Genomic DNA, 12856 nt, shown 5'->3' with positions numbered 1-12856 from the left:
AGAGACAGCCCCAGCACCCCGCCTCTTATCGGATCGGCCCCGGAAGCCCCGGCAGCGCCAGCCCCGTACGATGGGTACGGCCGTGGCGTGTCCGCCCGGCAGGCGTACGAGGAAAACAACGCCGCATCCCACGATCGAGAGAAGCGCCAGCCAGCATGCCCACGCGCCACGACATCCGTAACGTCGCCATCGTCGCCCACGTCGACCATGGCAAGACCACTCTGGTCGACGCCATGCTGAAGCAGGCCGGCGCGTTCGCCGCGCACGCCGCCGAGCACCTCGACGACCGGATGATGGACTCGAACGACCTGGAGCGTGAGAAGGGCATCACGATCCTCGCCAAGAACACGGCGGTGAAGTACCACCCCAAGGAGGGTGGTACGGGTGACATCCCGAACCTGGTCACGATCAACATCATCGACACCCCCGGCCACGCCGACTTCGGCGGTGAGGTCGAGCGCGGCCTGTCGATGGTCGACGCGGTCGTCCTCCTCGTCGACGCCTCCGAGGGCCCGCTGCCGCAGACGCGTTTCGTTCTGCGCAAGGCGCTGACGGCCAAGCTGCCGGTGATCCTGTGCATCAACAAGACGGACCGGCCCGACGCCCGTATCGCCGAGGTCGTGGACGAGACGTACGACCTCTTCCTCGACCTGGACGCGGACGAGGACCAGATCGAGTTCCCGATCGTCTACGCCTGTGCGCGTGACGGCGTCGCCTCGCTGACCAAGCCCGAGGACGGCACCGTCCCGGCCGACAGCACCAACCTTGAGCCGTTCTTCACCACGATCCTGGGCTCCGTCCCGGCTCCGGTGTACGACGAGGACGCACCGCTCCAGGCCCACGTCACCAACCTGGACGCCGACAACTTCCTCGGCCGTATCGCGCTCTGCCGCGTCGAGCAGGGCGAGCTGAAGAAGGGCCAGACCGTCACGTGGATCAAGCGTGACGGCACGATGTCCAACGTCCGCATCACCGAGCTGATGATGACGGAGGCCCTCACCCGCAAGCCCGCCGAGAAGGCGGGACCGGGTGACATCTGTGCCATCGCCGGTATCCCGGACATCATGATCGGCGAGACCCTGGCCGACCTGGAGAACCCGATCGCGCTGCCGCTGATCACGGTGGACGAGCCGGCCATCTCGATGACCATCGGTACGAACACCTCGCCGCTCGTCGGCAAGGGCGGCAAGGGCCACAAGGTCACCGCCCGCCAGGTGAAGGACCGTCTGGACCGCGAGCTGATCGGTAACGTCTCGCTGCGGGTCCTGGACACCGAGCGTCCCGACGCCTGGGAGGTGCAGGGCCGCGGCGAGCTGGCGCTGGCCATCCTGGTCGAGCAGATGCGCCGTGAGGGCTTCGAGCTGACGGTCGGCAAGCCCGAGGTCGTCACCAAGGACATCGGCGGCAAGCTGCACGAGCCGATCGAGCGCATGACGATCGACTGCCCCGAGGAGCACCTGGGCCCGATCACGCAGCTGATGGCGACCCGCAAGGGCCGTATGGAGACCATGACCAACCACGGGTCCGGCTGGATCCGGATGGAGTGGATCGTGCCCTCCCGCGGACTCATCGGCTTCCGTACGGAGTTCCTCACCCAGACCCGCGGCACCGGCATCGCGCACTCGATCTTCGAGGGCCACGAGCCGTGGTTCGGCGAGCTGCGGACCCGTAACAACGGCTCGCTGGTCGCGGACCGTTCGGGCTCGGTGACCCCGTTCGCGATGGTCAACCTCCAGGAGCGCGGTGTCATCTTCACCGAGCCGGGCACCGAGGTGTACGAGGGCATGATCATCGGTGAGAACTCACGCGCCGACGACATGGACGTGAACATCACCAAGGAGAAGAAGCTCACCAACATGCGCGCGGCCTCCGCCGACACCACGGAGAACGTGGTGCCGCCGCGCAGGCTGTCGCTGGAGCAGTCCCTGGAGTTCTGCCGCGACGACGAGTGCATCGAGGTGACCCCGGAGACGGTCCGTATCCGCAAGGTCGTCCTGGACCAGAAGGAGCGTGGCCGCGCGGCCTCCCGCGCCAAGCGCTGACCCACGGCGGATGTACGTTTCCCCGGCCCGGCCCGCGAGGTGCCGGGCCGGAGGTCTGAGGAGGCCCGTCCTCCGGATCGCGCCCTACCGTCACGCGACGCCCGGACAGTAGGCTGTTTCGCCCGAGCTGGGGAATTCTGTCAACTCGTTTTCCTTGCCGAAACGTCCGGATACCGGGTACCGCTCACCGGAAGCTGCGTTAACAGTCCGTTTCGCGGGTGTCTGTCTGTGCTTACTTTGTCCGGATTTCGGGCGTAGGTGGTAGCTCGATGTTGTCAAAACGAGACGCTGTAAGTGTGGTTTACAGGTCGGGCGTACTTAATAGTTGGCTCCATTGAGCTCGGGTCAATGGGTCATGCGCTGTGGGGGGCGCCGACTCACGAGCGCACTCGGGGTATCTGTCGAGCCTGCTGCCAGGGGTGTCAGCGCGCGTAGACAAGCCCCCTCTTGTTTGTGACTAACGGACTCATGAGGAGGAACCCATGCGCGGTGCCAAGAGCGCCAAGTGGGTAGTCGGCGCGATAGTCGTGGCCCTGGCGGCGACGGCCTGTGGTGGCGGCGACGGCGATAACGGCAGCGAGTCGGCTTCGAAGGAGAAGGGCAAGCCCGCCGGTTACATCTCCATAGACAACGGCGAGCCGCAGAAGCCGCTGATCCCGGCAGACACCAACGAGTCCGTCGGCAGCTACGTCATCCAGGCAGTGTTCACCCAGCTGCTGGACTTCGACTCCAAGGGCGACATCGTCTACACGAACGCCGAGTCGGTGAAGTCGACCGACTCCAAGACCTGGACGGTCAAGCTCAAGCCGGGCTGGAAGTTCCACGACGGCACCCCCGTCACCGCCGACTCGTACGTCAAGGCGTGGAACTGGTATGCCAACGTCAAGAACAACCAGCAGAACGCCTTCTGGTTCGGCGACATCGCCGGCTACGAGGACGTCCACCCGGAGAAGGGTGACCCGAAGGCCGACGCGATGTCGGGTCTGAAGGTCGTCGACGACACCACCTTCACCATCGAGCTCTCCGCTCCGGTGCCGTACTTCGAGTACAAGCTCGGCTACGCGACCTTCGCGCCGCTGCCGGAGGTGTTCTACAAGGACACCAAGGCGTTCGGCCAGGCGCCGGTCGGCAACGGTCCCTACATCTTCGAGAAGTGGGACCACAAGAAGCTCATCCAGGTCAAGGCCAACCCTGACTACCAGGGTCCGAACAAGGCCAAGAACAAGGGTGTCCTCTTCAAGAACTACGCGACCATCGAGGCCGCGTACCAGGACCTCCTCTCCGGCAACCTGGACCTGGTCAAGCAGGTCGGCCCGAAGGACCTGCCGAAGTACAAGCAGGACCTCGGCGACCGCGCGGTCGACCAGCCGTTCGCGGGTGTCCAGAGCATCGTGCCGGCGTTCTACTCGAAGACCTTCAAGGACATCGACCCGAAGGTCATCCAGGGTCTGTCCATGGCGATCGACCGCGACACGATCACCAAGACCGTTCTCAACGGCACCCGCAAGCCCGCCACCAGCTTCACGCCCCCCGGCGTGGCCGGTAACCAGGACCTGGGTACGGACATCTTCACGTTCGACCCGAAGAAGGCCAAGGCGCTGGTGACCGAGGGCGGCGGCGTCCCGGACAACAAGATGTGGATCCAGTACAACGCCGACGGTGGTCACAAGGAGTGGGTGACCGCGGTCTGCGAGTCGATCCGCAACTCCACCGGTGTGGAGTGCATCCCGGACGTCAAGCCGGACTTCCAGACCGACCTGGAGGCTCGCGACAACGACCAGGTCAAGGCCGCCTACCGTGGTGGCTGGATCGCGGACTACCCGGTGAACGTCAACTTCATGCGGGAGCTGTACGGCACCACCGCTGAGGCGAACAACGGCCGGTTCTCCGACAAGGAGGTCGACGCCGCGTTCAAGAAGGGCGACAACGCCGCGTCCCTGGAGGAGTCGATCGCGGCTTACCAGGAGGCCGAGAAGCTGCTTCTCACGAAGATGCCGGCGATCCCGCTGTGGGAGTACAAGACCAACGGTGGCTTCTCCAAGGCTGTGGACAACGTGACGATCGACTTCCACGGTGACTACAACATCACCGAAGTCACGGTCAAGTAGTCAGCCCGAGGGCCATACCCCCACTCGGCCATTAGCCGCCCGTCAAAGGCGGTAGGCCCCCAGGGGCCGCTCCCTGAATCAAGGGAGCGGCCCCCAGGGGCTTCAGTTATCCATTCGGAGGCAAACATGGGGCGTTACGTCGCGCGGCGACTGCTCCAGATGATCCCGGTCTTCCTCGGGTCAACCTTGCTGGTCTTCTCCATGATGTACGCGCTGCCCGGTGACCCTGTGCGCGCGCTCGCCGGAGAGCAGACAGTCGATCCCACGCAGATCGCTGCCATGAAGAAGAGTCTCGGTCTCGATCTGCCGCTCTGGCACCAGTACTGGAACTACCTCATCGGCTTGTTCCAGGGTGACTTCGGCACCCAGATAGCCAGCGGCAGACCCGTCGCCGACATCATCTCGGAGGCGTTCCCGATCACGGTCAGGCTGACCGTGTTCGCCTTCACCTTCACCGTGCTCGTCGGCATTTCCATGGGCGTCTTCGCCGGACTCAAGGCCGACCAGCTCCGGGACCGGGGACTGCTCGTCCTGACGCTTCTGCTGATTTCCGTTCCTTCCTTCGTGCTCGGCTTCCTCGGCCAGTACCTCTTCGCCTTCCAGCTCGGCTGGGTGGATCCGAACGTGAGCGCGGAAGCGAACTGGAACGAGCTGTTCCTGCCGGCCGTCGTACTCGGTTCGCTGTCGCTGGCGTACGTGGCCCGCCTCACCCGTACCTCGGTCGCCGAGAACCTGCGCGCCGACTACATGCGTACCGCCGTGGCCAAGGGCCTGCCCCGCCGCCGCGTCATCGGCGTGCACCTGATGCGCAATTCCATGATCCCGGTGGTGACGTTCCTCGGCACCGACCTCGGCGCCCTGTTGGGCGGCGCGGTCGTCACCGAAGGCATCTTCAACGTCAAGGGTGTCGGCTGGAGCGTCTTCGACGCGCTGAAGCACCGCGAGGGCGCCACGGTCGTGGGCATCGTGACCCTCATCGTGGTCGTCTATCTCGTCGCCAGTCTGCTCGTCGACCTGCTCTACGCGGTCCTGGACCCGAGGATCCGTTATGCCTGAGGCACTCAAGGACACCGTCACCGAGCCCGGCATGGGCGAGCCGATCGATGCTCCGAAGACAGAACCCGCGGACGGCAAGGTGGGCAAGCCCCGCAGCCTCTGGTCCGACGCCTGGCACGACCTGCGGCGCAATCCGCTGTTCGTCGTCTCCGCCCTGCTGATCGTCTTCCTGCTGACCATGGCGGTCTTCCCGGGGTGGTTCACCAGCGCCGACCCGCGCTACGCCGACCTCGCCCATCACTATCTGCAGAAGCCCAAGTGGGGCAACTTCTTCGGGGAAGACTGGTTCGGCTACGACATCCAGGGCCGGTCGATCTACGCGCGTGTCGTGTACGGCGCCCGTGCCTCGATCACTGTCGCGCTGGTGGTCACCCTGCTCGTCACGGTGCTCGGCACCGTCGTCGGAATGCTCGCCGGCTACTTCGGCGGCTGGATCGACACCCTGCTGTCCCGGATCACCGACATCTTCTTCGGCGTCCCGTTCATCCTCGGCGCGATGGTCGTCCTGACCTCGTTCGAGGAGCGTCACGTCTGGGTCGTGATCCTGTCCCTTGCCTTCCTGGGCTGGACACAGATCGCCCGTGTCGCCCGCGGCTCCGTCCTCACCATCAAGCAGGCCGACTACGTGATGGCGGCCAAGGCGCTCGGCGCCTCGACCACCCGCATCCTGCTCCGGCACATCATGCCCAACGCGATCGCCCCGGTGATCGTGGTGGCGACCATCGCCCTGGGCGGTTACATCTCGGCCGAGGCCACGCTCTCCTTCCTGGGCATCGGCCTCGCGGAGCCGACCGTTTCGTGGGGCGTCGACATCTCGTCGGGCCAGGAGCAGCTGCGCAACGCCGCGTTCGTCCTGATCATCCCGTCGGTCATGGTGTCGATCACTGTCCTGGCGTTCATCATGCTCGGCGATGCGGTACGCAACGCCCTCGATCCGAAACTGCGCTGAGGGAGGCGTACATGACCATCATCGACAAGACGGCGGACGTTCCTTCTCCCCGCGGTTCGGACGCGAGTGGCACCCCACTGCTCGAAGTCCGTGACCTGCACGTGGAGTTCCACACCCGTGACGGTGTGGCAAAGGCGGTCAACGGAGTCAACTACAGCGTCAGCTCCGGCGAGACCCTCGCCGTGCTCGGCGAGTCGGGCTCCGGCAAGTCCGTGACCGCGCAGGCGATCATGGGCATCCTGGACATGCCGCCGGGGAGCATTCCCCGCGGCGAGATCTTCTTCCGCGGCGAAGACATGCTCAAGATGGGCAACGAGGAGCGGCGGCTCATCCGCGGCCGGAAGATCGCGATGATCTTCCAGGACGCGCTGTCCTCGCTCAACCCGGTGCTCTCCGTCGGCTATCAGCTCGGCGAGATGTTCCGCGTGCACCAGGGCCTCTCCAAGAAGGAGGCCAAGGCCAAGTCCGTCGAGCTGATGGACCGCGTACGCATCCCGGCGTCGAAGGAGCGGGTGAACGACTACCCGCACCAGTTCTCCGGCGGAATGCGCCAGCGCATCATGATCGCCATGGCGCTCGCGCTGGAGCCCGATCTGATCATCGCGGACGAGCCGACCACCGCGCTGGACGTGACCGTCCAGGCGCAGGTCATGGACCTGCTGGCGGAGTTGCAGCGCGAGCTGAACATGGGTCTGATCCTGATCACCCACGACCTCGGCGTCGTCGCCGACGTCGCGGACAAGATCGCGGTCATGTACGCGGGCCGGATCGTCGAGACCGCCCCCGTGCACGAGTTGTACAAGCGTCCCGCGCACCCGTACACCCGCGGTCTGCTCGACTCGATCCCGCGCCTGGACCAGAAGGGCCAGGAGCTCTACGCGATCAAGGGCCTGCCGCCCAACCTCACGCGGATTCCGTCCGGCTGTGCCTTCAACCCGCGCTGCCCGTCGGCGCAGGACATCTGCCGTACGGACATCCCGGCGCTGCTTCCCGTCACCGAGCGGGACGGTGGCGAGCTGCCGGGCCGCGGCAGCGCGTGCCACTTCTGGAAGGAGACGATCCATGGCTGAGCCGACCAGGAATGACGACTCCATGGACGCGACCCCGAACGTCACCGAGGTCGAGACGGCCGACGCCGCCACGGTCGAGGAGTCTGTCGCCGCCATCGAGGCGCCGGCCGAGCGCGGGGAGCCGATCCTCCAGGTGCGCAACCTGGTCAAGCACTTCCCGCTGACCCAGGGCATCCTGTTCAAGAAGCAGATCGGCGCGGTCAAGGCCGTCGACGGCATCTCCTTCGACCTCTACCAGGGCGAGACGCTGGGCATCGTCGGCGAGTCGGGCTGTGGCAAGTCCACGGTCGCCCGGCTGCTGATGACGCTGGAGACGGCGACCGCGGGCGAGGTCTTCTACAAGGGCCAGGACATCACCCGGCTGTCCGGGCGGGCGCTCAAGGCGGTCCGCCGGAACATCCAGATGGTCTTCCAGGACCCGTACACCTCGCTGAACCCGCGTATGACGGTCGGCGACATCATCGGCGAGCCCTTCGACATCCACCCCGAGGTGGCGCCGAAGGGTGACCGAAGGGGCAAGGTCCAGGACCTGCTCGACGTCGTGGGACTGAACCCGGAGTACATCAACAGGTACCCGCACCAGTTCTCCGGCGGTCAGCGCCAGCGCATCGGCATCGCGCGTGGTCTCGCGCTCAACCCCGAGATCATCATCTGCGACGAGCCGGTCTCGGCGCTGGACGTGTCCGTGCAGGCGCAGGTCATCAACCTGATGGAGAAGCTCCAGGACGAGTTCAACCTGTCCTACATCTTCATCGCGCACGACCTGTCGATCGTCCGGCACATCTCCGACCGGGTCGGTGTCATGTACCTCGGCAAGATGGCCGAGATCGGTACGGACACCCAGATTTACGACCACCCGACGCACCCCTACACCCAGGCGCTGCTCTCCGCGGTCCCGGTCCCGGACCCGGAGGCCCGCGTCGGGCGCGACCGGATCATCCTCTCCGGCGACGTGCCGTCCCCGGCGAACCCGCCGTCCGGCTGCCGCTTCCGTACCCGCTGCTGGAAGGCCGAGGAGAAGTGCGCCCAGGAGGTCCCGCTGCTGGCGATCCCCGAGCGCTTCGTCACCTCGACCACCCCGGCGGCGCACGAGTCGGCCTGCCACTTCGCCGAGGAGAAGGACGTCATCCACGCCGTGTGAGACGCCGTTGAACGAACGACGAGAGGCCCGGACCGTACGCGGTCCGGGCCTCCGTCATGTCCACGCACGGGTGCCCAATACATGCGCAACAGCTGAAACGGAGTGATATTTGGGCCTAAGTGACAGTCAGGACTCAGGAGGAACTCCATGCGCGGAGCCACGCACGCCAAGTGGGCCGCAGGTGCGCTCGCCGTCGCCCTCACGGCGACGGCCTGCGGCGGCGGCGGGGGGAGCGGCAGTGGCGGGGGTGGCACGGACGGAGTGCTCAGCTCGTCCTGGGGCGACCCGCAGAACCCGCTGGAGCCCGCCAACACCAACGAGGTCCAGGGCGGCAAGGTCCTCGACATGGTCTTCCGGGGGCTGAAGCGGTACAACCCGAAGACCGCCAAGGCCGAGAACATGCTCGCCGAGAAGATCGACACCACGGACTCGACCAACTTCACCATCACCGTGAAGAGCGGCTGGACCTTCAGCAACGGCGAGAAGGTCACCGCGAAGTCGTTCGTGGACGCCTGGAACTACGGCGCGAACCTGACGAACAACCAGCGCAACGCCTACTTCTTCGGCCAGATCGACGGCTACACGGCCGTCCACCCCGACTCGGGCAAGCCCACCGCCACCACGCTGTCCGGCCTCAAGGTCACCGGCCCCCAGACCTTCACCGTCAAGCTCTCCCAGAAGTTCTCCACCTGGCCGGACACCCTCGGGTACGCCGCGTTCGCGCCCCTGCCCTCCGCGTTCTTCACCGACCACGCGGGCTGGCTCTCCAAGCCGGTCGGCAACGGGCCGTACAGCATCGACTCGTACACCAAGGGCTCGCAGATGTCCCTGCGCAAGTGGGACAAGTACCCGGGCCCGGACAAGGCGCAGAACGGCGGCGTCGACCTGAAGGTCTACACCGACAACAACACCGCCTACACCGACCTGACGGCCGGCAACCTGGACCTCGTCGACGACGTCCCGGCCTCCCAGCTCAAGAACGCGCCCTCCGACCTGGGATCCCGCTACATCAACACCCCTGCGGGCATCATCCAGACCCTCGCCTTCCCGTACTACGACAAGGCATGGAACACCCCGAACGCCGTGAAGGTCCGGACCGGTCTGTCGATGGCGATCAACCGCAAGCAGATCACCGAGACGATCTTCCAGAAGACCCGTACCCCGGCCACCGACTGGACCTCCCCGGTGCTCGGCACTTCGGGCGGCTTCCAGGCCGGTCTCTGCGGCAAGGCCTGCGACTACGACCCCGCCGCCGCGAAGAAGTTGATCACCGACGGCGGTGGCCTCCCGGGCGGCCGTATCCAGCTCTCGTACAACGCGGACACCGGCTCCCACAAGGACTGGATCGACGCCGTCTGCAACAGCATCAACAACACCCTCGGCAACGACCGGGCGTGCGTGGGCAGGCCGATCGGCACCTTCGCGGACTTCCGCAGCCAGATCACCCAGCAGAAGATGCCCGGCCCCTTCCGGGCCGGCTGGCAGATGGACTACCCGCTGATCCAGAACTTCCTCCAGCCGCTGTACTTCACCAACGCCTCGTCCAACGACGGCAAGTGGACCAACGCCCAGTTCGACAAGCTCGTCAACGAGGCGAACGCCGAGACCGACACCCAGACCGCGATCAAGAAGTTCCAGCAGGCCGAGGGCGTCGTACGGGACAACATGGCCGCCATCCCGCTCTGGTACCAGAACGGCAGCGCCGGCTACTCGGAGCGGCTGAGCAACGTCGCGCTGAACCCCTTCAGCGTCCCCGTCTACAACGAGATCAAGGTCAGCTGACGCCGAAGGTCGCCCGGCCCGGCGCACCCTCCCCGCGCCGGGCCGCAGCCCTTCCCCCGCCACGTACGGCCGACGACGCGTTCGGCCGACGACGCGTACGGCCAAGGACCCGTACGGCCCAAGGACCCGACCACGACCCCCGGAGCCCGTCATGGGACGTTATGTGATCCGGCGTCTGCTGCAGATGATCCCGGTCTTCATCGGCGCGACGATGCTGATCTTCCTCATGGTCAACGTGATGGGCGATCCCATCGCGGGTCTCTGCGGCGAGCGGCAGTGCGACCCGGCGACCGCCGCGCAGCTGCGCAGCCAGTTCGGGCTCGACAAGCCGGTGTGGCAGCAGTACCTCACCTACATGGGCCACGTCTTCACCGGCGACTTCGGTACGGCCTTCAACGGCCAGAAGGTCACCGAGCTGATGGGCACGGCCTTCCCGATCACCATCCGGCTGACGATCGTCGCGATCGTCTTCGAGATCATCATCGGCATCGCGCTCGGCGTGGTCACCGGGCTGCGGCGCGGCCGGCCGGTCGACAGCGGCGTCCTGCTGCTGACCCTGGTCGTCATCTCCGTACCGACGTTCGTGACCGGCCTGATCGTGCAGCTGCTCCTCGGGGTGAAGTGGAACATCATCTCCCCGTCGGTCTCCACGGCGGCCCCGCTCGACGAACTGATCGTGCCGGGCCTCGTGCTGGCCTCCGTGTCCCTGGCGTACGTCACCCGGCTGACCCGGACCTCCATCGCCGAGAACAACCGCTCCGACTATGTCCGCACCGCCGTCGCCAAGGGCCTGCCGAGACATCGCGTGATCACCCGGCATCTGCTCCGCAACTCGCTCATCCCGGTCATCACCTTCATCGGCACCGACATCGGCGCCCTGATGGGCGGCGCGATCGTCACCGAGCGGATCTTCAACATCCACGGCGTCGGCTACCAGCTCTACCAGGGCATCCTGCGCCAGAACACCCAGACCGTCGTCGGCTTCGTGACGATCCTCGTCATCGTCTTCCTGCTCGCAAATCTGCTGGTCGACCTGCTCTACGCCGTACTCGACCCGAGGATCCGCTATGCCTGAGCCAGAGCCCCCGAAGGACGAGGGAGCCATCGCCCCGACCGGTGCCGGCGGCTCCATGGACCTCGCCACCAGCGACGGCGCCGGCCTCGAAGGGCTCGACCAGGGCGAAGCCAAGGGCCACGGAAAGGGACCCGACGAGAAGCCCCGCAGCCTCTGGTCCGACGCCTGGCGCGACCTGCGCCGCAACCCGGTCTTCATCATCTCGGGCCTCGTCATCGTCTTCCTGGTGATCATCGCGATCTGGCCCCAGCTGATCGCCTCGGGCAACCCGCTCTCCTGCGACCTCGCCAAGGCACAGGAGGGCTCCCAGCCCGGCCACCCCTTCGGCTTCACCGCCCAGGGCTGCGACGTCTACACCCGTACCGTCTACGGCGCCCGCGCCTCGGTCACCGTCGGCGTCTGCTCCACCCTCGGGGTCGCGATCGTCGGAACCGTACTCGGCGGTCTGGCCGGCTTCTTCGGCGGCTTCTGGGACGCGATCCTCTCCCGCGTCACCGACATCTTCTTCGGCATCCCGGTGGTCCTCGGCGGCCTTGTCCTGCTCTCCGTGGTCACCAGCTCCACCGTCTGGCCCGTCATCGGCTTCATGGTGCTGCTCGGCTGGCCGCAGATCTCCCGGATCGCCCGCGGCTCCGTCATCACCATCAAGCAGAACGACTTCGTCCAGGCGGCGCGCGCCCTCGGCGCCTCCAACTCACGGATGATGCTGCGCCACGTGCTGCCCAACGCGGTCGCCCCGGTCATCGTGGTCGCGACCATCGCGCTCGGCACGTACATCGCGCTGGAGGCGACCCTGTCCTACCTCGGCGTGGGCCTCAAACCGCCCTCCGTGTCCTGGGGCATCGACATCTCCGACGCGTCGAAGTTCATCCGCAACGCCCCGCACATGCTGCTCTGGCCGGCCGGCGCCCTCGCCGTCACCGTGCTCGCCTTCATCATGCTCGGCGACGCGGTGCGCGACGCCCTCGACCCCAAGCTGCGCTGAGGAGCCGGTCCATGTTGCTCGAAGTGCGCGATCTGCATGTGGAGTTCCACACGCGCGACGGCGTCGCGAAGGCGGTCAACGGGGTCAGCTACTCGGTCGACGCGGGCGAAACCCTCGCCGTGCTCGGCGAGTCGGGCTCCGGCAAGTCCGTCACCGCGCAGGCGATCATGGGCATCCTGGACGTCCCGCCCGGCAGGATCGCGGGCGGTGAGGTGCTGTTCAAGGGCCAGGACCTGCTCAAGGTCAAGGAGGACCAGCGGCGCAGGATCCGCGGCGCCGACATGGCGATGATCTTCCAGGACGCCCTCTCCTCGCTCAACCCGGTGCTGAGCGTGGGCGCGCAGCTCGGCGAGATGTTCGTCGTCCACCGCGGGATGTCCCGCAAGGACGCGCGGGCGAAGGCCGTCGAACTCATGGACCGGGTACGGATCCCGGCGGCCAAGGAGCGGGTGAACGACTACCCGCACCAGTTCTCCGGCGGTATGCGCCAGCGCATCATGATCGCCATGGCGATGGCACTCGAACCCTCGCTGATCATCGCCGACGAGCCGACGACCGCGCTCGACGTGACCGTCCAGGCCCAGGTCATGGAGCTGCTCGCGGATCTCCAGCGCGAGCTGAACATGGGTCTGATCCTGATCACCCACG

Annotated in this window: 10 protein-coding genes; all 10 read left to right on the top strand. The window is 66.4% G+C overall.

Features of this window, described 5'->3' with window-relative positions; translation table 11 throughout:
* Positions 1-155 precede the first annotated feature (155 nt).
* Entirely contained in the window at positions 156-2042 is a 1887-nt protein-coding gene (typA, locus tag P3L51_RS31075; protein WP_354608664.1) for a translational GTPase TypA, read from the top strand.
* 482 nt (positions 2043-2524) lie between these two features.
* Positions 2525-4150 (top strand): peptide ABC transporter substrate-binding protein, encoded by a 1626-nt coding sequence (locus P3L51_RS31070; RefSeq protein WP_354608663.1) that lies wholly within the window; start codon positions 2525-2527, stop codon positions 4148-4150.
* A gap of 126 nt (positions 4151-4276) precedes the next feature.
* Positions 4277-5206, top strand: a complete 930-nt coding sequence (locus P3L51_RS31065) for an ABC transporter permease (RefSeq protein ID WP_354608662.1) — start codon at positions 4277-4279, stop codon at positions 5204-5206.
* A 31-nt stretch (positions 5207-5237) separates the two neighbouring features.
* Positions 5238-6155: an ABC transporter permease gene (locus P3L51_RS31060; protein WP_354608665.1), complete on the top strand. Its 918-nt coding sequence runs from the start codon at positions 5238-5240 to the stop codon at positions 6153-6155.
* An 11-nt stretch (positions 6156-6166) separates the two neighbouring features.
* Positions 6167-7225: an ABC transporter ATP-binding protein gene (locus P3L51_RS31055; protein ID WP_354608661.1), complete on the top strand. Its 1059-nt coding sequence runs from the start codon at positions 6167-6169 to the stop codon at positions 7223-7225.
* The gene (locus P3L51_RS31050; RefSeq protein ID WP_354608660.1) at positions 7218-8366 is read left to right on the top strand and encodes an ABC transporter ATP-binding protein; all 1149 of its coding nucleotides are present in this window, start codon (positions 7218-7220) and stop codon (positions 8364-8366) included. The genes P3L51_RS31055 and P3L51_RS31050 overlap by 8 nt, the downstream gene beginning before the upstream one ends.
* 147 nt (positions 8367-8513) lie before the next feature.
* Positions 8514-10148 carry a peptide ABC transporter substrate-binding protein gene (locus P3L51_RS31045; RefSeq protein WP_354608659.1) on the top strand — a complete coding sequence of 545 codons (1635 nt, stop codon included), beginning with the start codon at positions 8514-8516 and terminating at the stop codon, positions 10146-10148.
* 151 nt (positions 10149-10299) lie between these two features.
* Positions 10300-11223 carry an ABC transporter permease gene (locus P3L51_RS31040; RefSeq protein ID WP_354608658.1) on the top strand — a complete coding sequence of 308 codons (924 nt, stop codon included), beginning with the start codon at positions 10300-10302 and terminating at the stop codon, positions 11221-11223.
* Complete coding sequence (locus tag P3L51_RS31035) at positions 11216-12208, top strand: ABC transporter permease (RefSeq protein ID WP_354608657.1); 993 nt, start codon at positions 11216-11218, stop codon at positions 12206-12208. Before P3L51_RS31040 ends, P3L51_RS31035 begins: the two co-directional genes overlap by 8 nt.
* An 11-nt stretch (positions 12209-12219) precedes the next feature.
* Positions 12220-12856: ABC transporter ATP-binding protein (locus P3L51_RS31030; protein WP_354608656.1), on the top strand; the 637-nt coding region annotated here is incomplete at its 3' end.

Origin of the sequence: Streptomyces panacea (assembly GCF_040560175.1) — a bacterium.
GTDB classification, from domain to species: Bacteria; Actinomycetota; Actinomycetes; order Streptomycetales; family Streptomycetaceae; genus Streptomyces; species Streptomyces panacea.
Note: the sequence above shows the minus strand (reverse complement) of the source record. Positions and strands in the feature narration are given on the sequence as shown.